The organism is Paenibacillus sp. J22P277 (assembly GCF_059383675.1).
Genome location: NZ_JBXENS010000006.1, coordinates 660,623 through 684,537, shown reverse-complemented (window position 1 = coordinate 684,537; position 23,915 = coordinate 660,623). Strand labels below are relative to the sequence as shown.

Annotated in this window: 14 protein-coding genes and 1 pseudogene; 14 read left to right on the top strand and 1 reads right to left on the bottom strand. The window is 52.7% G+C overall.

The genetic code is table 11. The annotated features are described in order from the left end of the window. The first annotated feature begins 123 nt into the window (after positions 1 to 123). From AC50YL_RS23695 to AC50YL_RS23630, 14 genes and pseudogenes are all read left to right on the top strand, one after another. On the top strand, positions 124 to 1,818 hold the full coding sequence (locus AC50YL_RS23695; protein WP_494835166.1) for a M3 family oligoendopeptidase: 1,695 nt from the start codon (positions 124 to 126) through the stop codon (positions 1,816 to 1,818). Between the two features lie 63 nt (positions 1,819 to 1,881). Continuing rightward, complete coding sequence (locus AC50YL_RS23690; RefSeq protein ID WP_494835165.1) at positions 1,882 to 3,660, top strand: helix-turn-helix domain-containing protein; 1,779 nt, start codon at positions 1,882 to 1,884, stop codon at positions 3,658 to 3,660. Positions 3,661 to 3,894: 234 nt separating this feature from the next. Then, positions 3,895 to 4,935 carry an ABC transporter substrate-binding protein gene (locus AC50YL_RS23685; RefSeq protein WP_494835163.1) on the top strand — a complete coding sequence of 347 codons (1,041 nt, stop codon included), beginning with the start codon at positions 3,895 to 3,897 and terminating at the stop codon, positions 4,933 to 4,935. Positions 4,936 to 4,975: 40 nt separating this feature from the next. Beyond that, positions 4,976 to 5,752, top strand: a complete 777-nt coding sequence (locus tag AC50YL_RS23680) for an IucA/IucC family C-terminal-domain containing protein (RefSeq protein ID WP_494835162.1) — start codon at positions 4,976 to 4,978, stop codon at positions 5,750 to 5,752. A gap of 253 nt (positions 5,753 to 6,005) precedes the next feature. Continuing rightward, positions 6,006 to 6,971: a copper amine oxidase N-terminal domain-containing protein gene (locus AC50YL_RS23675; RefSeq protein WP_494835161.1), complete on the top strand. Its 966-nt coding sequence runs from the start codon at positions 6,006 to 6,008 to the stop codon at positions 6,969 to 6,971. Between the two features lie 141 nt (positions 6,972 to 7,112). Then, positions 7,113 to 8,666, top strand: coding sequence for a response regulator transcription factor (locus tag AC50YL_RS23670; RefSeq protein ID WP_494835160.1), 1,554 nt, complete (start codon positions 7,113 to 7,115; stop codon positions 8,664 to 8,666). A 251-nt stretch (positions 8,667 to 8,917) separates the two neighbouring features. Then, entirely contained in the window at positions 8,918 to 13,645 is a 4,728-nt protein-coding gene (locus tag AC50YL_RS23665; RefSeq protein ID WP_494835159.1) for a DUF7402 domain-containing protein, read from the top strand. Positions 13,646 to 14,118: 473 nt separating this feature from the next. Beyond that, a complete protein-coding gene (locus AC50YL_RS23660; RefSeq protein ID WP_494835158.1) occupies positions 14,119 to 15,444 on the top strand; it encodes a type 2 periplasmic-binding domain-containing protein in 1,326 nt (441 codons plus the stop codon). A gap of 91 nt (positions 15,445 to 15,535) precedes the next feature. Then, positions 15,536 to 16,426 (top strand): ABC transporter permease, encoded by an 891-nt coding sequence (locus AC50YL_RS23655; RefSeq protein ID WP_494835157.1) that lies wholly within the window; start codon positions 15,536 to 15,538, stop codon positions 16,424 to 16,426. Between the two features lie 15 nt (positions 16,427 to 16,441). Next, complete coding sequence (locus AC50YL_RS23650) at positions 16,442 to 17,323, top strand: carbohydrate ABC transporter permease (RefSeq protein WP_494835155.1); 882 nt, start codon at positions 16,442 to 16,444, stop codon at positions 17,321 to 17,323. After that, the gene (locus tag AC50YL_RS23645; protein WP_494835153.1) at positions 17,304 to 19,145 is read left to right on the top strand and encodes a sensor histidine kinase; all 1,842 of its coding nucleotides are present in this window, start codon (positions 17,304 to 17,306) and stop codon (positions 19,143 to 19,145) included. The genes AC50YL_RS23650 and AC50YL_RS23645 overlap by 20 nt, the downstream gene beginning before the upstream one ends. A 21-nt stretch (positions 19,146 to 19,166) precedes the next feature. Further along, the gene (locus tag AC50YL_RS23640) at positions 19,167 to 21,629 is read left to right on the top strand and encodes a glycoside hydrolase family 38 N-terminal domain-containing protein (RefSeq protein WP_494835152.1); all 2,463 of its coding nucleotides are present in this window, start codon (positions 19,167 to 19,169) and stop codon (positions 21,627 to 21,629) included. Positions 21,630 to 21,899: 270 nt separating this feature from the next. Next, positions 21,900 to 22,778, top strand: a pseudogene (locus AC50YL_RS23635) (ABC transporter ATP-binding protein); the annotation flags it as partial. Further along, positions 22,775 to 23,587 (top strand): ABC transporter permease, encoded by an 813-nt coding sequence (locus AC50YL_RS23630; RefSeq protein WP_494835150.1) that lies wholly within the window; start codon positions 22,775 to 22,777, stop codon positions 23,585 to 23,587. The pseudogene AC50YL_RS23635 and the gene AC50YL_RS23630, both read left to right, overlap by 4 nt. Before the next feature lie 115 nt (positions 23,588 to 23,702). Here the strand turns inward: AC50YL_RS23630 and AC50YL_RS23625 are convergent, their stop codons facing one another. Further along, positions 23,703 to 23,882, bottom strand: coding sequence for a hypothetical protein (locus AC50YL_RS23625; RefSeq protein WP_494835149.1), 180 nt, complete (start codon positions 23,880 to 23,882; stop codon positions 23,703 to 23,705). Positions 23,883 to 23,915 lie beyond the last annotated feature (33 nt).

The window sequence follows — 23,915 nt, the reverse complement described above, 5'->3', positions numbered from 1 at the left end:
TCGGCAAGGCTTCTTTTCCCTTTTCGTCAACCGGACAGCGACGGAGACGAGGCTTTTGGCTTCCATAATCATGCCGAGCGTTTATAATAGGAGTAGCCGTATAAGAGAGGAAGTTGATCCGATATGAAGTTTGACGATTACCGTTACGAACGACCCGATGTCGATGCTTTCAAACTGGCATTTGCCGCGCAGTTGGGGAAATTGAATGACTCCGCGACGTTGGAGGAGCAGAAGGCGGCCGTCACCGCCATCAATAAGCTGCGCAGCGAATTCGATACGATGCAGACCCTGGTCAGCATCCGCCATTCCGTCGATACGACCGATGCGTTCTATAAAGCCGAACAGGATTTCATGGACGAGACCGGACCCGTCGTGCAGGAATACATAACGGATTTTTACAAAGCGCTCGTTCATTCCAAGTTCAGGTCCGAGTTCGAGCAGGAATGGGGTTCGCAGCTGCTTCGGCTTGCCGAGATCTCGCTTCGCACGTTCAGCCCGGAGATCATCGAGGATTTGCAACTGGAGAACAAGCTGTCTACGGAATATTCCCAGCTCATCGCTTCCGCCAAGATCCCGTTCGAAGGCGAAGAGCGCACCCTGCCGCAGCTTACGCCGTTCGAGCTGTCCACCGACCGCGGCATGCGCAAGCGCGCGTCCGAAGCCAGATATAACTTCATGTCCGGGCACGAGTCCGACTTCGACCGGATCTACGACGAGCTCGTCAAGGTTCGCGTCCGCATCGCGAAGACGCTGGGTTACGACAGCTTCGTCGAGCTCGGCTATGACCGCATGATGAGAACGGATTACAATGCCGGCATGGTGGCCAATTTCCGCAAGCAAGTGTTGGAGCATATCGTCCCCGCGGCGCAGAAGCTGAAGCAACGGCAAGCAAGCCGGCTCGGACTGGAACGCTTAAACTATTACGACGAGAACTTTAACTTCGAGTCCGGCAACGCGACGCCGAAAGGCGACCCGGATTGGATCGTCGCGAACGGCGCGAGGATGTACAAGGAGCTTTCGCCCGAATCGGACGCGTTTTTCGCGTTCATGCAGGATAACGGGCTCATGGACCTGGTCAGCAAGAAAGGCAAGCAAGGCGGCGGCTACTGCACCTTCATCAGCGATTACAAAGCGCCGTTTATTTTCTCGAATTTCAACGGAACCTCCGGCGATATCGACGTGCTGACCCATGAAGTGGGGCATGCCTTTCAGGTTTTCGAGAGCCGTAACCTGGACGTGCCGGAATACGCGTTCCCGACCTACGAGGCGTGCGAGATCCACTCGATGAGCATGGAGTTCATCTGCTGGCCGTGGATGGAGCTGTTCTTCGAGGAGGACGCGGCCAAGTACCGGTTCAACCATCTGGCGGACAGCCTGCAGTTCATTCCTTACGGCGTCGCGGTCGACGAATTCCAGCATTACGTCTACGACAACCCGGCGGCGACCCCGGCCGAGCGCAAGCAAGCATGGCGGGAGATCGAGCGCAAGTATTTGCCGCACCGCAGCTATGACGGCAACGCGTACCTGGAACAAGGGGGCTTCTGGCAAAAGCAATCGCATATCTTCCGTTCGCCGTTCTATTATATCGACTATACGTTGGCCCAGATCTGCGCCTTCCAGTTCTGGAAACGTTCGAACGAGGATTTCAAATCCGCGTGGAGCGATTACTTGCGGCTTTGCCAAGCGGGCGGAAGCATGTCCTTCCTGCAGCTGGTCGAGCTTGCCGGTCTGACCTCGCCGTTCGAGGACGGCTGCATCGGCTCCGTCATCGGAGAGATCGAAGACTGGCTGAACGGGATCGACGATAAAGCGCTGTAAGCAAGACGCGTCAAGCGTACGCCAAGGGGAACGCTGCCGCCCTTCAGGAGTTGACATCAATCGATGAACGTGGAGAATCACCTTATCATCTGGAACCATGCCGCGCTGAAAATCATCGACGTGCAGCGGATCAAGCTGGCGGTTGGCGAGCATGGGCATGCGGCGCGATTATCGTCGAGCACGCTGCTGTACGCGATACAAGGTCGTGCCCGGCTCTTGCTGGACGGGGCCGAGTATCGGGCGGAGCCCGGATTCGTCTGTCACGCCGGCAAAGGCGCCGAATTGGCCATCGCGGATATCGCCGAGCCCGTAGAGTATTACGCGATTCAATATAAAGCCTCGCTGCCGATGCCGTGCAGCCGGGAGCTGCTTCAATTGCTGGCCAGCACGGAGCCGTTCGAGGCCCGGTACGGGTTCGCGGCAAGTCAAGCTGCCCCCCTGCTCATGGCGTTGTCGCGCTTGGAGCAGGAATGGGGCCGGCCGGGCGCGATGGCGAAGCTGCAGGCGAAATCGCTGTTTTACCAGTTCGTCTGCGAGCTGATGGGACAGCTGCAGGAACGGCGATCGGCGCAGGCTTCGCCTGACGCGGTGCTGCAGGCCGCCAGCTATATGGATGAGCACTATGCCGAACCGATCACGGCGGACACGCTGGCGGCGTTGCTGAATTGCAGCCCCCGGACCTTGCAGCGCATGTTCAACAAACGGCTGGAGCTTGGTCCGATCGACTACCTGATGCAGATTCGCATCGACAAGGCGAAGGAGCTGCTATGCCGTACGAACGCGGGACTCAAGGATATCGCGGAAGCGGTCGGTTATGCGGACAGCTATTATTTCAGCCGCTTATTCAAGCGGTACACGGGCGTTTCTCCGAGCATGTTCCGGGAATCGATGCAACATGCCAGGGGAGGCGAACGGGAGCCGAAGGCTGCAGCCGCGCATAATCCCGATACCTCCGGCGACAAGACGGCGTCGTCAGATCCATTGGATGCCGCAAACCGCCGTTCGTCGCGGTCGATCATTCACCTGCGAGGCGAGCTGCTGCTCCGGCGGCCGCCCGAGCGAATCGCCGTGCTGGACCCGCAGTTTATGGACCATATGCTGGCGCTGGGCGAGCAGCCGGCCGGCAGCGTCACGGTAACCGGGGATTACGGCTTCTTTCCCGAGAATCTGATCGGCAGGCCCCGAAGGGTTCAACCGCTCGGAACGTTGGATGAACCCGATCTTGCAGCACTGCGCGCTTTAGCGCCCGATCTGATCGTTTGCACCGAATTCCAGCTAGACCTGTACGGAAGCCTTGCGCAAATCGCGCCGACCGTCATGCTCGAGCGGAACCGCGATTGGCGAGAGACGTTGCGTATCTTCGGACGGATGATGGGCAAGAAGCCGGAGGCGGAACGGGTTATCCGGGCGTACAAGCACAAGACCATCGGGCTGAAATCGGCATTGGCAGCCAAGCTGCAGGGGCAGTCGGTAACGATGATCCGGCCGCGCGACAATATCATTCGCCTGCATACGTGCGCGCATCGGACGGCCGCGATTCTGTACCGCGATCTGGGGCTGCATCCGCCGAAACTGGCTGTGGACCGCAAAAGGAGCAGCGCCAGCCTCTCGTTGGAAGGGCTGCCGGAGTTGGACGCGGACCATTGCTTCTTATTGACCGATCCCGAATGCAAAGCCTGGTCGGACGAGATCCAGACTACGGCGACATGGCAAAGCCTGCGCGCCGTGCAGCAGCAGCAGGTTTACCATGCCCAAGCGAGCATATGGATTGCTTATTACGGCCCGATCGCGATGAATTCGGTGGTCGATCAAGTGGCCGAGGTTTTCTTGGACGCGAGATGACCTGATCTATCGCGGCGTGCCGAGAATGACCGGCGCTCCGATGCTTCGCTAGCGTGTTATCCTTAAAACCGTTGTTTCCGGGTTCACCGACCCGGGCAACGGTTTTTTTTTGGTGTCGCCATTATCCATGAAGATTGGCGCAGGTATCCATTGAAGATCGCGGAGGGAGTCGTTATAGTAATGTAAGTGACAATGAGATTCATTCTCAATAAAGAAAGCGGAGGGATTTTACATATGTATCCGAAAGTCAGATTCGTTTGGACCTTTAGCCTGCTAGTGTGCGTAGTCATGTTGCTCGGGGCATGCGCGGCCAACTCGAACAAGGTCGGGACGAACAACGCCGGGGCGGGAACGGCGAATGAAACGCAAGCCGCAAACGAAACGTCCGCCAACGAAGCGTCCGCCAACGGCACTACCGCAACCGCGGCGGATCCCGCGCAAGAAGCGGAACCGGTCACCGTCAAGCATCTAAAGGGCGAGATGACGCTCGATCGCGTACCGGAGAAAATCGTCGTGCTGGACGTGCAGTACGCGGATCAAATGCTGGCGCTGGGCGTTCAGCCGGCGGGCAGCGTAATCGCCGAGACCGACAACGGGCTTCCTCCGTATTTGGGCGATAAGATGGGCAATATCCCCTTGCTCGGCACGTACGTCGAACCGAATCTGGAAGGCATTCTCGCCGTTAAGCCGGATCTCATCGTCGCGACGGAATTCCATAGCGAGATCTACGATGAATTGCTCAAGATCGCGCCGACGATCATGCTGGAGCGCAACGAGGACTGGCGGACCGTATTGGTGAAGTTCGGGCAAATCCTGCATAAGCCGCAAGAGGCGCGGCAGCTGGTAGACGGGTATAAGCAAAAAGTCGGCGATCTAAAAGCGGCCTTGGCCGACAAAATGAAGGGGCAGTCGGTCGCGTTGGTCCGGCCGCGGGACGAAATGATTCGTCTCCAAACGACCTCCCATCGAACCTCGCGGATTCTGTACGACGATCTGGGTCTGACTCCGCCCAAGCTGGCCGTCAACGACAAGGACACGAGCACGATGATCTCGCTTGAAGCGATGCCGGAGCTGGGGGCCGATCATCTGTTTCTGCTCCAGGACGATACGAATTTGAAGCTGACGGCGGAGTTGCAGAACACTGCGATCTGGAAAAATCTGAACGCGGTCAAGGCCAGTCGCGTGTATGCGGAAAACACGGCGCAGTGGATCGGCTATTACGGTCCGGTCGCGATCAATTTGATCGTCGACCAAATCGCCGGCGCGCTCCAATGAACCCGTTCGAGCGGCGGGACTTAGGGAGAGGAGAGGGGCAATGAACAAGCAGTCAGGGCTTGCGCAGGAGGAATGGGGATACTTGAACCGGCATTTCGGCCTGCGGGAGTATGCTTCGCCCCGCCCGGTACCTCCCATGAGCGCCTCGGACTTGCTCGATGCGGAGACATGCGCGAATTATCTGGACAGGCTGACCGTGCTTCTGCAGTCCCCTTCGAGGATGACCACGGCTTCCCAGTTCGTGAAAAGGTATGCCTTCGTAGCCGTGGTTCCGCTGCTGTACGCCATGACCGCGTACGACAAAGGACTGGATTCATCGGCCGGTAACTGTTTTCTCGAAGCTTCGGCGGATCACGCTTGGCTGGGGCATGTCAGTCTAGCCGACAGCAATGCCGCAGTTCCCGAAGCGAGCGACAGGGGGGCATGGCGCGATACCGTGCTGTCGGCGCTATTTGCCGGGCATGCGGGGAAGTTAATCGCGGTCATGTCCGGCGTGGCCGGCGTGCCCAAAGCGATCTTATGGGAAAACGTCGCGGTTCGCGTGTTCTCGCTGTACGAGAAACGAATCGGGATAACGGGCGAAGAGCCGGTGCCATCCCGCGGCCGGGCGGACCTTCAGTATCTGACTCGGGAGGCGCCCGGCGCGTTGTTCGGCGAGAAACACAATCCGTTCAGCCGCTTCTACGGCGAGCCGGATTGCTCCTCCAATACGCCAGCCAGGATGCGCAAAACCTGCTGCTTCTATTACGAGGTTTCGAGCGTGGAAGAGTATTGCGCCAATTGCCCGAAGGCAAGAACCCGAGGCGTTCGCGAATGATTATCCGATAACCGCATAAGACAGGTAAACCAGCGCCGTCCGGCTTCCGGGCGGCGCTTTGCAAGCTGCGGGATTTTGAAAATAGCCATTCAGATCGGACTGCGTGCAACAAACCGGCCTATGATTCGTCTAATTGTTGGAAGGACAGGTAACTACAGGAGGGTGCCCGATGAATCGGACCGGACACTCCCCGATAAAGGCATGCCCTCGATAGACACTAGACCGGACGACGAATTAAAAGGAGGCCGTTAGGATGAAGAAGCTGACCTGCGCGTTCGCCCTGCTCGGGACGATCGCGTTCGGATCGACCGCCGCCGCCGCGGGGAATATCGGCATTACGTGGATGGGAAAGCCCGTCCAGACGGATGCCCCGCCGATTGCCGACAAGGGCCGGGTGCTTGTCCCGCTGCGCGCCGTATCGGAGGCGCTCGGCGCCGACGTCGACTGGAACCAACAGACCCGCACCGTCACCGTCGACAAGTGGACGGAGCATGTGACGCTGACGCTGGGACAGCAAGTCGCCGTCATCGAATACGAGGGGGGATCCAAGGAAACGGTTCGGCTGGACGTGCCGGTCAAAGCCGTCCATAATCGGATCTACGTGCCGCTGCGATTCGTGTCCGAGCGCTTCGGCTATCGGATCGAATGGTCCGACGGGACGGTGTCCATCAAATCGCCGATGAGCGATAAGGAGCGCAAGGCGCTCTATGCCGGGGACCTTGCGACAGCCCGAAAGATCGCGCTCAAGACGAGGTCTGCCGGCGCTCGTTACGAGAAACCGCCGCTGCCGGAAGACCATCCGACGCAAAACTACAACAACGAGTTCATCTTTCCCGAAGGCGAGGCGCTGCGATTCATCTATGTTTCCGGCGGCGAAACGGCCACCTTGTTCGAATTCAAGGATGATTTCCCCGTGGCGACGTGGCAAGCGCGTCTCGACCCGTACGCCGGGGACTCGTTCGCTCAGCTGCTGAACGGCCGGTTCACGGACGCGACGGGCCCGATGCCCGATATCGGCGACTCTTTCTACTACTACGATACCGGCTTCTCGGGTCCTACGAGCTGGGAAGACAGCGGCCGCGTCGAAGCGGACGGCAAAATAGCGGTAACGGCAAGCATCCAGAAGGATGCCGCGGATGTCATCCATACGACCGGCACGATTGCGTACGCGCTGCCGAAGGAAGTCCGCCAGGAAACCGTGGAAGTGCCGCGGCTTTGAGGAATTGATCCCAGTCGAAGTCGAACATTACTTTTGAAAAGCCGCATCGATAGCAGCCAACGGTATACGCCCGGACAAGACCCGATTATAATAAGAATGACATGTTCGGCAGGACTATCGCTTGGAAATGGGGTTACGGGCGTGCATACCATATTAATTGTCGATGACGAACCGATTGAACGAAACGGAATAAAATCGCTTATTAAAAGATTTCAATTTGCTTTGACGATCATAGAGGCAGACAATGGCGAACGCGCGCTGGATATTATCAAGCGCAGCCCGATCGATATTTTATTTACGGATATTAAAATGCCTTTCATGGGCGGTCTGGAACTGGCTGAACAAGCAAAGATAGCCAATCCGGCCTTGGAAGTCGTGATTTACAGCGCTTATGGCGAATTTGATTATGCTCGCAAAGCCATAGAGCTAAGAGCGGTCAATTATTTGTTGAAGCCGATCGTTATCGATCACTTCAGCAGTACGATGTCCGATATCATCGAGCTGCTTGCTTGCAGAAAAGCAGAGCAGGAACAGATGGAAAAGATGCTGGAAGGGTACAAAATCGGGGTAGCGCATGTGAAGGAACAGATGCTCCTTGATCTTCTTAGCGGTTCATTCCGGGAGCAGCATACGGACAACGGTAAACAGACAATGATAGACGAGAGCTACACTAACAAATCTTTTTTACTCTTTTTGGTGGATTATAAACGAAAGTTTTTTGATGCCTCTTACGATAAGTTCGTGGATACGCTCGGGCAAACCGGCATCGGTGAATTTGATTGCATGAATCTAAATGAATTTCAGAGCGGGATCCTCATACGCTATGATTCGTCGTCGGATATTCCGCAGCCGGAGGAGATTGCCCAGAAACTATTGGAGCTGTTATGGGAGCGCTTCCAGGAGCAAGTCATCATTGTTCACAGCGGGATTATCGAGGATGTTAAGCATATACCCGCTGCCTATAACCAGATGGAACAAATGCTGGATTATAAGTTTTTTATCGATACCAATGCCGTGTTATCCGCCATGAATCAGGCTCCCGGGCTTGCGCACAACGGAAATCAGGTGCAGCCTATTCTCGATACGCTGTACAAGCAAATCGAAATGGGCGATTATTACGGAATAGAACGGGTGCTTCCCATGCTGTGGAGCCATCTGGAAAACAACCAAAGTCTGTCCGTCCTTTATTGCAAATATATTGGCTCTGAAATCGTGAAGAAGATGTTTGCGAATTCGGATTCGCCAGAACATTTCAGTCCCATGATCGAACCCGTGTTCAGCTCCGGCGATTTGCAAGATCTGAAGGATTTGATCGATACGGTAGTAGGGAGGTTCAAAGATAAGCAGGACGACAGAGAACGCTCAGGGGACACTCACAGGGTCATCCGCTCCATCATGGAGATTATCGAGTCCGAGTATATGCACGATATCAGTTTGGAATATATTGCCGAGAAAGTGTATTTAACGCCCAGCTATCTGAGTTATCTGATTAAGAAACAAACGGGTCAGAGCTTAATCAAGCAACTGACGTTATTCAGATTGGAGAAAGCAAAGCAGCTGCTTAAACAAACGAACATGAAAATCGTGGCCATCGCGCAGGCTGTCGGATACAGCAACTCTTCCTACTTTTGCATTACCTTTAAAAACTACCTGGGGACAACTCCCGTAAAATACAGAGAGAGCAGTGAAATATAGGATCGACTGCCCGTGAAGTCAAACCCTGATAAATTGAACGTAAAGCTGAAGCTGGTACCGGACTTAACCGGTATCGGCTTTTTCATTTCATCCGTTTTATTATCAGAGCGGTTCCTGGTTTCATCGGATGCAAGGTTGTGAAAGGTATCCAAAAATAATAAAACGGATCGAAAGAATGAGATATTTCTTCTTCAACCGCGTGAGATTACCATTGGAGTGTGGATGACAATTAAAGGAATAAGGGAGGATTTATGAGAAAAAGACCGGCATTTTTGTTGGCGCTTACATTGCTTATGGTTCCATGCTGGACAGGAGGTACCGCTTATGGAAAGGAAAAGGATTCAATTGAAATAACAGCCATCAAACAAACCCCGTGGACGATTAAGGATCAGGGCACGCTGAAATCGGAAACGCAGCTGACGATCAGTAACGCCGGAGACGAAACCCCTGCCTGGGTTAGAATCATCGTCCCCGGCAGCAAGCCGTACGTGCAGGCTTTGGGAAAGCTGGCCGCAGGAACCAATCAAATCATTGTCGATGTTGCGGAGCTGCACAAGGACGGGGATAAGGTGACCTTTACCGTTTACGATAATGCCCAAGGAAAGGGGAAGCCGCTTGGCGCCATAACGAAGGAGCAGGAGAAGATTCGCCATTGGAAGATTTTCGTCGCCCATGACCTCCATACGGATATCGGTTATACCGATACGCAGGAACAGCTGAGCGGGGAAATTTTCCCGGGGTATTTGGATGAGGCGATGCAGAAGGTAAAGGAGACAGAAGGGTTAGATAAGAAGGATCGATTCCGTTATCCTGTCGAGGCGTCCTATATGCTGAACGATGCAGCTTGGAAATCCAGAAATGCCGATTGGATCGAACAATTGAAGCAACAGTTAAGTAATGGCAGCTTGACGTATCCGAGCAGCTATCTGAACGAAGTATATCCGGGCCTCGGCGCGGAAGAGCTGGCGCGGATGGCCTATTATTCGGAGCGTTTCTTGAATGATAAGCTCGGTGTGCCCTCCAATAAACTGTTGTATATGTCCGATGATCCCTCCTTTTCGTGGGCTGCCGTCGATACCATGGTTGAATCGGGGATCAAATACTTAATGATGAGGCAGAATCCGGATCCGCTGTTTGATTATCCGAAGCTGTTCTATTATCAAGGTCAGGATCCCCGCCATAAAGTGCTCGCCTATAACTACGGGCATTACAGCACGGACGAGTTTGATTTCAGAAATGCCGACAGTCACGCAACGGCCGCAAATATAACGGATAAGGTGATGAATTACCATACGGACGACTATCCTTATGATGCGATTATTACGGACTTTACCACACCCTACGACAATAAACCTGTTACGGCGGCCGTTCAGAAAAATATACAAGCGCTTCATGCAAGAAAGGATGCCAGCGGGCGGGATTATATCTATCCGGAGGTTATCGGCTCCACGGTAAATGATTATTTCGAATATATCGAGGATCACTACGAGAAAGAAATTCCAACCTACAAAGGCAACATCGAGGACTGGTGGAATTACGGCGTATCTTCCGCCTCCTATGAAACGGGAAAGAATAAAGAGAACCACGAGAAGGTTCCGACGGCGGAATGGTTCGCTACGGTGGCCAGCAGCGCGGTGAAGGGGAAGAAATATCCCTATGAGCAATTATCATCCGCCTATAACAATATGATTCTTTTCGATGAGCATTCCTGGGGCAATGAGATTCCCCAAGCGGACGAACAGTGGATATGGAAGCGGAACACGGCGCTTGCGGCGGGCAGGGAGGCCGATCGGCTGATTGATGATTCTCTTGGTTCGATCAGTTCATTAATCCCCGCGGATGCAGGAACGATAGCGGTATACAACTCGTTGTCCTGGGAGAGGTCCGATCTTGTGACCGTGGATGCGACTAAGCTGCCTGAGCATTTTACGCTGATCAATGTGGAGAATAATGAGTCTGTGCCGTATCAAAGAATGGATGACGGAGCGGTAACTTTTGTGGCAAAGGGCGTTCCGGGCTTGGGCTACAGGACGTTCAAAGCGGTACCGGCAACGGAGGAGCCACAGTTTGCTTCGAACGTTCGCGTCTCCGATTCTTCCATGGAGAACGAATATTTTAAAGTGACATTTAACGAGACAGGTGCCATCGCAAGCATTGTGGATAAACAAAATGGCGGCAAAGAAATGGTGGACGCCTCCGCGCCTTATCGGATGAATGAATTCGTCTATCACACGACAAAGCTGATGAGCCCTGAAGCGTATTCGACCTTTACCGTGAAACGATCGCAGCTGAAGGGGACGGCCGGACCCGTCATGGCCGCAATGACTGCCGACGGAATGACAGCCGGCATAAACAGCATGAAAAGAAAGGTTATTCTCTATGACGGCATTCCGAGAATCGATATTGTGAACGAGGTGGATAAAACGGATGCCCCCTCGTACAGCACGCAGGATGAGGAAGGATTTTTCGTCTTTCCGTTAAATGTGCCGAACTTTGAATTAAGGCATGAAATGCCAAGCGGAGCTGTGAAGCCGTTTCTGAATTCCGACATCGAAGACCCCGACAATGAGCAATTTTATGGCTCCAGTACGGCTTATTATACGGTGAACCGTTGGATCGACGCATCCGATAAGCAGAATTACGGTATTACGTTATCGCCGCTGTCGAATCCGATCGTCCAATATGGAGAGCGAAGATCGGCGATGGGAGACAAGGATTACAATACGGCGAAGCCTTGGATCTATAGTTTTGTATTCAACAATAAATGGCATACGAATTTCCAGAAAACGCAGCCCGGACCGGTAACGTTCAAATACGCCCTGACTTCGCATGCCGGCGAGAATTGGAAGGACGGACGCGCGGACCAATTCGGGATGAATGCTTCGAACGCGCTGCAGGCAACCGTTATTTCCGCTAAACAAGCCGGCGGACGCTTGGCCGCGGCTAAAGGGCAATTCATTAGCGTGAATAAAGACAATGTGGTGTTAACCACTGCCAAATTGGCTGAAGCCAACGGCGAAGGGACGATCCTGCGCTTTAACGAAACGTTAGGTCAAGACACGAAGGTCAAGGTTGACGTAAACTTTTTTCATCCGGGCGCGGTCATGGAGACGGATCTGGTCGAGAATGACCGCTCCCCGTTGTCGCTGAATAAGGGGATCGTGTCCTTTACGATCAAAGGACATGGCTGGGTAACCTTGCGGCTTACCGGCGGAGAAGCGCCCGGTGACGTGAAGAACGTTCAAGGCGTAACCGATCAGTACGGTACGCAGTTGACATGGGATCCCTCTCCGGATTCTGGTATCGCCTATTACGAAGTATACCGGGGAACGCAAAGGGATTTCGAGCCGGGAGCCGGTCATTATCTGGCATCGGTCAACGACAATCACTATCTTGACCGTCAAGTCGTCCCGGGCTTAACGAATCATTATTATTACAAAGTCCGTGCTGTTAATGCCGGACGAAAGGGGAAGTACTCGAATACGGCGGAACCGACAGCCGGCCAAATCGGCGACGCGAGGGGACCGTCTGCGCCGACCGGATTGGAAGGCCATGCCCGGAGTGCAAGCAGGGTCTCATTAACATGGGAACCTTCCTCAGACGACGTGTCCGTTAAAGGTTATAAGATCTACCGGAACAACGAGGAAATCAAATCGGTGAGCAGCAGTTACCAAAGCTATTTGGACACCGATGCGGATGGCCACGCATCGTACACGTATTCGATCAAGGCTTATGATGATGCGGGGAATTTGTCCGATTTCAGTCATCCCATTACTGTGGAGACACCCGAGATCATCCTGCAGGGAGGCAATATCGCGCCAATCGCCAAGGTGACCGTCTCCTCGGCCTATAACGCGGATTATGGCGGTGCCAGAGCGGTAGACGGCATCTCGAATGTGCATGGCAGCGGGGAGTGGGCTTCAGCGGGAGAAGTCAATCCGTGGATAGAGCTGAAGTGGGAGGAAGCGAAGCAGGTCAATAAAGTCTCCTTGTATGACCGGATCAATCTTGACGATAACGCTTTAACCGGAATACTGAGGTTTAGTGACGGAAGCGTTATCCAGGTGGACGGCATAGCTGCCGATGGCGCGGTTAAGGATATCGTTTTTGACGAGAAGACGATCACCTGGGTGAAATTCGAAGTAACCGGGGGAGCAGGCTCCAACGTAGGCTTGTCGGAAATGAAAGTATTTGAACCGGCGAACTTGGCCGGAGAAGCGATTCTGTCAGCCTCTTCCTGGTTCGATGAGGGCAGTGCGCCATCCCAAGCAGCTGACGGCATTATCGGCGTGGATGGAAGCGGGGAGTGGTCGTCTGGCGGAGAACAGCATCCTTGGCTCAGCATGGAATGGGTTGAAAGCAAGATGATCAATAAAATCATCCTATTCGACCGCGTTAATACGACCGACAATGCAATCAGCGGCAAATTAACCTTCAGCGACGGCAGCAGCGTCGATGTGCAGGATATACCTGCGAATGGTTCCGCCAAAGAGTTGTCCTTCCCGAGCAGAGCGGTGACCTGGGTTAAATTCGAGGTGACGGAGGGTCAGGGCAGTCATGTGGGCTTGTCTGAAATTCAGGTCTTCGCGGCGGAGAATGCTGCGGGTAAGGCCGAGGCGACAGCCTCATCCGAATACAGCAGCGATTACAGCGCCGCCAAAGTAAGCGATGGCATCATTGCGGTTCAAGGGGCTGGCGAGTGGGCTTCGCAAGGGGAAGCGGAGCCTTGGATTCGACTGGACTGGACGGAAGAACGAACGATCAGCCTGATCATCCTCCATGACCGGATGAATTTGGCGGATGATGCCAGAGGCGGTACGCTGACGTTCAGCGACGGCTCCACGCTTGAAGTGGCGGATATTCCCGCTAACGGGGATGGGAAAGCGATTTCATTCCCTGACAAGCGGGTAACCTGGGTCAAATTCGACATTCACGGGGCCGGGAGCAACGTGGGCTTGTCCGAAATGCGAGTCTATTAACCCGATCCGTAAAATAATGAAATGAATCGAAAATATTTAAGATTTCGTGTCATCCGGCTATTTAATAAGATGAACATGTACCAAATAACAATGAAGCGGGGGAGCATCTGGTGAAAGGGAAATGGGTCCAACTAGGATTGGCGGCGGTGTTGACCATTGGATTGTCGGCATGCAGCCAAAATGGAAACGCGGAGAATGATGGCAACAAGCAGGATAACGCCTCGGAAGGAACAACAGATACGCAGAACAAACCGGAAAACAATGCTGCAACGGAGAGCGCGGATCCGTTCGCACCGTATGCGGACACGGTAACGTTCACTTTGGGCCGTCAAGGCGTGGCGGGCAATAATCTGCCTGCGGGAGATACGCTGGAAAGCAATCAGCTGCTGAAGTACGTGGAGGATAAATTAAATATCAAAGTCAAATACGATTTCTCCGTCGAAGACGGCGAAGCGTATACGCAAAAAATCAATTTGGCCATCGCCAGCTCCAACATTCCGGATGTCATGATCGTTGACGAAAGCCAATTTAAGCGTTTGGCGGAATCGGATTTGCTGGCGGACTTGACCGAAGCCTATGACAAATTCGCTTCTCCATTAATTAAAGATTATTACGGTTCGTATAACGGGCGGGTACTGGATGCGGTTAAAAAAGACGGCAAGATGCTTGCTTTGCCGGATACGAACATCGCAGGGAATAACCAGCTGCTATGGGTTCGCGAAGATTGGTTGAAGACGTTGAAGCTGAACGCGCCTACCAACCTCGACGAGCTTGCAGCAGTCGCTAAAGCATTCAAGGAACAAGATCCGGATCAGAATGGCGCAGCCGACACCGTCGGTTTGCTGGGAGATCCGAATCTGGCAACGGACGGGGCATTCTTCACCTTTGATCCGATATTCGCTGCCTATGGCGCTTATCCGGGCTATTGGATGAAAGACGGTTCCGGAACCATAATGAACGGTTCCACGGCTCCGGAGATGAAACTGGCTCTGGGCAAACTGCGCGAGATGTACGCGGCAGGTCTTATCGATAAAGAATTCGTTACCCGCAAGTGGAATGACAACGCGGCGGAGGTGGCAAGCGGTAAAGCCGGTATTCTGTTTGCCCCTTGGTTTGCGGGATGGATGCTCTCGGACTCGGTCAAAAATGACGCCAAAGCAGACTGGATTGCATTAACCGCGCCTTTGGACGCGAACGGCAAACGCAACTTGGCGGTTTCGAAGCCATCGGGGCAATACCTGGTCGTACGCAAAGGATACGAACATCCGGATGCCGTCGTCAAAGCGTTAAGCGTGGAGTACGAGGGATTGCGGCTGAAGGATCCTGCGGCTGCCGAAATTTACAAAGGGCTTGGCGTCAGTTGGTTGAATTGGCCGCTAAACCTGCAATTAAACAATGAAAATACCGTATACGAAAATTATCAGCGCCTTAAAAGCGCAGTCGAAGCGAAGGATGGCGCAAGTCTTCCTGCGGATCAAATTCCGAACTATGAGTCCATTATGAAAAACCTGGAAAAGCCGAAAGCGGATATCGCAGCCTACGCCAATTACCTTGCCTACTATGTCGGAGGCAGCGAGGTAGGTTCGGATAAGCTGAATAAGGTGATGCCGGTCTTCTACGGACAGACGGAGACCATGGCGAAGAAAGGCACCAATCTGACGAAGCTCGAAAATGAAGCCTTCTTGAAAATTATCACGGGAAACGCGCCGCTAGACAGCTTTGACGATTTTGTCGAGCAGTGGAAGAAGCAAGGCGGAGATGAAATTACCAAAGAAGTGCAGCAGGAAGCTAACCCATAACCGTACGGAACATATTTCGTAATTAGGTATCAGGATCACGCTGAGCTTGATGCCTAATTGTCCTATCCCGACAAAGAAAGGGGGATGCCAGTTGAGAAACCGAAGCTTTATGATGAACTATCACCTTATGATGGTTCCCGGCATAGTCCTTCTTATCATTTTTAGTATCGTGCCGATGTTTGGCGTCGCCATTGCATTCCAGGATTATATACCGGCCAAAGGCATCTTGAATTCGAAATGGGTTGGCTGGGAAAACTTCGGCTACATGTTCTCGCTTCCCGACAGCAAGCAGATTTTTGTGAATACGATTACGATCGCGTTAATGAAAATCGCGGCGGGACTTATCGTGCCTTTTGTTTTTGCGCTCCTCTTGAATGAAGCCAGGATCGTATTGTTCAAGAGAACCATCCAGACGATCGTGTACTTGCCCCACTTTATGTCCTGGGTCATATTATCAGGCATACTCCTTAATATGCTGACGTTAGACGGGCTCGTGAATCAAATCTTAAGCTGGTTCGGCCAGGAACCGATTATGTTTCTTTCCAGCAATACGTGGTTTCAACCGATTCTCGTCATCAGCGACGTGTGGAAAGAATTTGGCTTCAGCACGATTATTTATTTAGCCGCGCTCACATCCATCAATATGTCTTTGTACGAAGCGGCTTCCATCGACGGAGCCAGCCGAATCCAGCAGCTGCGGTACATCACGATCCCTGCCTTGCTTCCGACCGTTATCCTGCTGGCGACGTTAAGCTTGGGCAACGTGCTGAATGCCGGGTTTGAACAAATTCTTAATTTATACAATCCGCTCGTTTATGACTCGGGGGATATTATTGATACTTATGTGTACCGAACCGGCTTGCAGGAAATGCAATTCGGCCTGGCAACCGCGGTCGGCCTGCTGAAATCGGTCGTGAGCTTCATCTTGATCCTGGTCTCCTACGGGTTGGCCAGCCGATATGCCAATTACAGAATCTTCTAAGCGAGCGTGAGTGGAATGGTGAAAGAAACCAACAAAATAGCAGATATCAGCATCTATATGATTTTGGCGCTATCTGCACTATTGTGTTTGGCGCCCATCCTGTATGCGATAGCCCTGTCTTTTAGCGATAAGGCGGCTGCGAACGCCGGAATGGTTTATTTTTGGCCGGTCGATATGACATTGTCATCTTATAAAGCGGTGCTGTCAGACCGATTCTTCTTTATCTCTTTCGGGGTGTCCGTTCAAAGGGTTGTATTGGGAGGAATCATTAATTTTCTCATTACGGTGTTAATGGCGTACCCGCTATCCAAGTCGGAGCGGTTATTTCCGGGAAGAAACGCGTACATGTGGTTTATGGTCTTTACCATGTTATTCAGCGGGGGGCTTATTCCTTGGTATATGACAATCAGCTCTTTAGGGCTGCTTGATCATATTTGGGCGCTTGTCCTGCCTTCGGCGGTGCCGGTGTTCAGCGTGATTTTGCTGATGAATTTCTTCCGCGGCATTCCCAAAGAACTGGATGAGGCAGCAAACATGGACGGAGCGGGACCTTGGAAGACGCTATTCCATATTTATTTGCCGACGTCGGTGCCGTCGCTGGCTACGATCACGTTGTTTTCTATCGTTGGACACTGGAATTCTTTCTTCGACGGTATGATCCTGATGAATCATAAGGAGAACTGGCCGCTGCAGACCTACATCCAGCAATTGGTTCTTTCATTGGGCTCCATCATGAATACAACCGATCCTGAAGAATTAAAGCGGCTTTCGGCGATATCAAACAGGACGCTCGGCGCGGCGAAGGTCGTCTTGTCCATGCTGCCGATTCTGTGTATATATCCGTTCTTGCAAAGATATTTTGTCAGCGGTATCGTGCTTGGCGCAGTCAAAGAATAACGAGCCGGATCCCATTCAAGTCTTTCTTTTAACAGGTGAAGCGTTCTGGTATTGTCAAAGGTACCAGAAACCGTACAGCACGGGAATAGAAAGAGGACGGAATGTGAACAAGGTGAAGCCATTGCTCGATTTCATTACGAATTTGCGGTTTAAGCAGAAACTGATTCTGTCTTATCTGCTGGTCGTCATTATCCCGATGTCGGTGCTCGGTATTTACACCTATAATCAATCCAAATCGCTGTTAATCAAACAAGCGAAAGCCGGCATTGAAAGCAGCGGCAGGAAAATGGCGGATAGTTTGGATTACAAGATGAAAATGTACAACGCAGCGATAGAGTCGATCAGCTACAATTCCAATTTCGTGAATGTTTTTCATAATGAATACAGCGATTATTACACGATGTACAAGGATCTGAACGAGAAAGTGGATCCGTTGTTCAATACCATCCTTTTTCTAAATAGCGATATTCGCCAGCTTACCGTATTTACGGACAACCATATAACGGAAAGAAGAAACTCCATTTTGGCCATCGGCCATATCGAACAGACGGCGTGGTTCAAAGCAGCCATGTCCAATGTCCAAACGAATTGGTTCAGCGAGGAAGGGAAGCTGTTCGCCGCTCACCGGTTCGTCGGTGCATACAATTTGGACATCCGGAACTTGCTGTACGTGGAGCTCGATCCTAAGAAAGTATTCGCGGAACTTGCGATCGCCACGGATCAAGATTACGGGATCATCATTACCGATCAGCGGCAAGATATCATTTATTCTAAGACCCAGCTTGAAGATAAGCGCGAAGAAGCAGAGATTCAGCAATGGGTTAGTGAAGGAAACAAAGTGTCGGACTGGCCGGGGCTTATTGCCATCAGCCATGAAATTGCTGAAACGGGGTGGAGTATTGTCTACTTCATTCCCAGCAGCTCCGTATCGGTTAACGCTGGAATTATTCTGAAAGCGACGATTACCATCGAAGGCATCTGTTTGCTGCTGGTTATCATCCTTATTTGGGCGCTCTCCTATTCCTTCGTCAAACGGATTCATCAACTGAACCGGAATATGAACATGGCTGCGATCGGCAATTTGGAGATCGAAGTCCAAAGCGACTCCAAAGACGAAATCGGCGAGCTGACGAACAGGTTCGGCAATATGCTCAAAAGCCTTAAATCCAAGATCGATGAAGTCTACCAGAGCAAAATCATCCAGCAGGAAGCGGAAATGAAGGCGCTGCAATCGCAGATTAATCCTCATTTTCTCTACAATTCGCTTTCCTTGATTAACTGGAAAGCAATCGATATCCATGCCGATGAGATCAGCCGCATCACGACTACGCTTGCGCTTTTTTACCGAACGACCTTAAATCGGGGCAACGACATTATTTCTGTTCAAGACGAGCTCGCCAACACGAGAGCTTATATCGATATTCAGCTCGTTATGCACGAGTATCGATTCGATGCGGTCTATAATATCCAGGAATCTCTGTACGCGTATGATCTGATTAAGTTGATTTTGCAGCCTATCGTGGAAAATGCCATTGAACATGGCATTGACAAAAAACGCGGCGGCCGGGGACTTCTCACATTAATCGGAGAAGAAGCAGGAGAGAGGATCGTTTTAATCATCGAAGATAACGGTCCGGGAATGAACGAGAAGCAGATAGAAGAAGTATTCGTGAAGAAATCGCATGGCTATGGCCTATATAATGTACAGCAACGCATTCAAATCTTTTTCGGCGCAAATTATGGCATATCCATTCATTCCAAGCCGGATCAAGGAACCCGGATTACCATTGAGCTGCCTAAGTATAACCAATACAATCGATGATCGCTGGAGGTTTACAAGACTATGAAACAGCCATTAAAGAAAAAGTGGAAAATCTATACGATCCATCATTCCCATACCGATATCGGCTACACTGAACGGCAGGAAAAAATCGAACAATTTCATGTCGATTTTATCCGTCAGGCTGTGGAAACGGTGAAATCCATTCAATCGGGGGAGCACCCGGAGTGGACCGGGTTTAAGTGGATGTGCGAGACATTTTGGGCCGTGGAGCGTTTTTTGGAGCAGGCTACGGATGAAACGAGAGCGGATTTCGAGGCGGCCGTAAGAAAAGGCGATATCGAGTTATCAGGCACTTATTTGAACATGACGGAGCTGATAGACGGAGAGCTGTTAACCAATATGATGGGTAGAGCCAAAGCTTACGCGAGTCAAATCGGCATCCAGGTAAATTCGGCCATGACGGCGGATATTAACGGCTACAGCTGGGGCTACGCTCAATCATTGGTAGATTCGGGAATTGATCATCTGCTGACCAGCATTCACACGCATCACGGCATGTTTGCTCTTGGGCGCAAGCAATATCCATTTTATTGGGAAACTCCGAAGGGAGACCGGCTGCTCGTATGGAACGGGGAGCATTATATGATGGGTAACGATCTGGGCCTGAATCCGGGTTCGATGCTTTCCTACTCGATTCAAGACGAGTTTGCGATATGGGGCGTAGCGGATAATCATTGGGAGGTCGCGGAAACGCGGATCAACCGCTATCTGCAGCAGTTGGAAGCAGAAGAGTATCCCTATGACTTCGTGCTAGTGAACGTAATGGGACTGCTTCGGGACAATGCCGCCCCAAATGGCGGAATTATGGAATTTATCCATGCTTGGAATGAGAAATACGGTTCGGCCGTCGAGATTGAAATGACCACGCTGTCCACATTTTTTGATCATGTGAAGAAACAGCCTGCAGACATCGATGTGTTCCGCGGGGATTGGCCGGATTGGTGGTCGGACGGGGTAGCCTCCACGGCCATGCATACCCAAATATTCAGAGAAGCGCAGCGAACGCTCAGAACGGTAAAAAAGCTGGATCCTCGCAGTCAAATTACGGGGAGCGAATTGATCCAGGAAGCGGAGCAGCAATTGATTATGTATGCTGAGCATACTTGGGGGTATCACTCTTCTGTACGCGAACCTTGGCATCCATTGGTTCAGGAGCTCGAGGTGCGCAAACAAGCCTATGCGGCGAATGCCAGCCGCAGTGTCTGGACGGCGTTGGACAAGGTGACGTACAGCAGGGGCGAAGCGTTGCTGGCCGCGGGGCGTCCGTTTACGTACAAAGTGATTAATCCGTCGGAGCGCAGTGTTCAGGAGCTAGCTTATTTCTACATTGAAGGCGGATGGGAGTCGGATTTGTTCCGCAGCGGCCTTGAAGTCGTGGATGACAAGTCCGGCAAGGTCCTGGTTCACCAGAAAGAATCGGTAAGCAAAGGAAATCAGATTGCGGTGCTGATCTCGCTGGAGCCCGGAGAAGAGCGCATCTATTCGCTGCGCCCTGCAGCGGATGTCCGCGCGCATACCACCAAAAGCTCAAGGCTCAAAGGAAACGACGGCATCTACGATATAAATGATTTGATCCCGCTGCAGGATGCTTTTGCGAAAAAAGGATTAACGATCAGCGAATCTGCTATTGAATCACCGTATACAAAGATCGAATGGAAGATTGGAGAAGGAATCCTTTCGTGGACGGATAAGCCGTCAGGGGAGCAATTGCTTCGGTCAGACGCAAAGCATGCCGCTTTTACGCCTGTTTATGAAGTAACGCCAGCCGGCAGCATCAAGGATATGGCTGAAGTTCGGAGGAAAATGGGGCGCAATCGCAAAGGTATGGATGTACAGCGATATGCGGGGCGATTGACCGGTGCAAGGGAAATTACGAACGGACCGTTGTACGGAATCGTAGAGCTGCTCTATCAAGTGGAAGGATCCAGCTATTATTCTTTGTTCCTGAAAGTATACGCAGGAAAGGCCCGGGTTGACGTGTCGGTGCGAATGCACAAGGATAGTACATGGGATCCGGAAAACGTCTATATTTCGCTGCCGTTCCGCTCCGGAAGTCAAGAAGAGCAGTTGTGGATGGAGAAGGCGGGAGCATTGGTTCGTCCTGGGATTGACCAGCTGCCGGGAACGATGCTGGATTATTATTGTCTGCAGGAAGGTCTTGCCTACATCGCGGATACGAAGGGGCTTGTTATTGCGGCGAAGGATACCCCGTTATTTCAATTGGGCTCGCTTGAATACGAGACGAGGAAAGTTCATGGACAACAAGAAGAAGACGAGTTTCATGACTTGTATGCGTGGGTGCTGACGAACTATTGGGAGACCAATTTCAAAGGCACGCTCGGCGGTTTCTATGAGTTCCGTTATACGATTCAATGGGGAGCAGAGTTGAATTCAGCGGAGGAAGCGGTTGCGCAGGCGCACAGCATCAACGGCGGCTTGGTTAGTTTCAGAGCCCGAACGTAGAATGGTTGAACCTTAAACCCGGCAATCTTTGGGGCTATCCCAAGTTTGTCCGGGTTTTTGGCACTTGCCCTGTCGGCTACGTCGCTGGACGGATACCGCGATCAACCCGGAGACGCTTACTGTCCGGAGAGGAATTTTTTATACTAATTGTGAGTGAATTCCATTGGTGACAGGGGGGCAGCCGGGATGAGCCGAACGGCGTACGAAGCTAGAGGCATCAGTCAGGTGTACAAGAAAGGAAAGCAGCGGGTCAAGGCAAACGACGACATCTCGTTTACGGTCGGGGAGGGCGAGATATTAGGCGTGCTCGGTCCGAACGGCGCGGGCAAATCGACGCTGATCAAGCAGCTAGTCGGTCAGCTGAAACCGACCGGGGGCGAGGTGCTTTTCTTTGGCCGCGACGTGCTGCAGCAGACGCGTACGGTTGCGGGGTTCGTTGCTTATTTCTCGCAGGAACCGCATGTGCTGTCAGTGCTGCGCGCGCATGAAGCGCTGGCGTTTACCGGACGGCTGCGCGGGATGGATGCCCGGGAGGCGTCCCGTCAGGCGCATGAGCTGCTGGAGCGATTCGGCATGGCGGACATGGAGAAGAAGTTTCTCAAGCAGTTGTCCGGCGGGCAGAAGCGGCTCGTCGGCATCGGAACGGCGCTGATCGGGAACTCCCCGGTGCTCATTCTCGACGAACCGACGAATGAGCTGGATCCGAAAAACCGCCGATTGGTGTGGCAGATGATCCAGGAACATAACCGGGCCGGCGCGACGGTCATATTGGTCACCCACAATGTGCTGGAGGCCGAGCAGGTGGTCGACCGCGTCGCGGTCATCAACCATGGACGCCTGCTGGCGATCGATTCGGTGGCTAAGCTGAAGCGGCAGGTCGATCAGCGGTTGAAATTCATGGTCACCGTCGAGGTCGGCAGGCGGGAAGAGACGGAGACGGCGCTTCGGCCGTGGGGGATCGTGCAGGAAGCGGGCGAGAACCGGCTTCGGGTGCTGGTCGATAAACGAAATGCGGGCGAACTGCTCGACTTCATCATCCGGCATACGGAACTGCCGATCGAAGAATATGCGGTCACCCCGCCCAGCCTGGAGGATGTTTATTTCCACATCGACGAAGCATCGGCGATCCGGGAGGCGATGAACGCATGAAGACGGCAAACGGATTGGCCGGATTGCCGGATGCGGTGCATACGCGCGTTCGGGACGGCGGACTGCGTCGGTGGCGGACGGAGCTGTCCATTCTGTTCCGCATTCAATTCGCGATCATCCGCGACAGCTGGGTGTGGGTCGTGCTTATGGCGACGCTGCTTCCGCTGGCCATGATTCTGTTCATGAATTTCTTCATGGAAAACCCGACGCCGGAGATGATGGTACGGATATTGGCGGGCAATTTAATCTTCGGCGTGATCGTCATGGGCCTTAACAGCATGGGACAAGAAATTTCATGGCAAAAGCATCAGGGGCATTTCACGTTCTATGCGTCGCTGCCGATCTCCAAAATCAATTTCGTGATCGCGAACATGCTCCGGGGATTGATGAGCACCCTTCCGTCTTTCATCATCTTAGGCGTGATCGGCCAGTATGTATTGGGCGTGGAGATTCACTATTCATGGGGGCTGCCGATCGTCGTCTTGCTGTCGATGTCGAGCGTCGTCGGCGCCGGCGTCGCCCTCGGCTTCTGGTCGCCGAGCCATCAGCTGACGAACGTGCTGGCGCAGTCGCTGATGATGGTCGTGTCGTTCCTCTCGCCGGTGATGGTGGAGATGAGCAGTTTGCCGACGTTCGTGCAATGGATATCTTATTTGTTGCCGACGACGTACGCCGCCGATGCGATGAGAGCGACGCTGCTGGGCGGCTGGAATACGGGCGTGCTCGTCGATTGTTTGATCATGTTGGGCTTTACCGCCGCAGCGGTGGTGCTGATCAATCGGCTGGTCAGTTGGCGGGTGAAAGCTTAAATCCTAACGCGGCAGCGTTGCGCCGATGGTACGCGACGGATAGCACGCGTCGTCATCCGCTGCTGACGACAATTTGAGCGCTCAACGTCAGGCGCATGCCGCAACAATGCTTGCTTTAATTTCTCCCCATCGCCGCCAAGAAAGCCCGCAGCTTGATCCTCAGCAAGAAGAATGGAAGAGGCTTGGGCTTCTTCCCGGCAACTTGCATCCACTTCCAGGCGTTTTGATCGAATTCCTTGAGTTCCCGATTTTTCAGCCTCATCTGTTCTTCATAGAAGTAGGGATGATTCATCATCGGCTTCACGCTCCTTTCGTCTATATAGTGTAA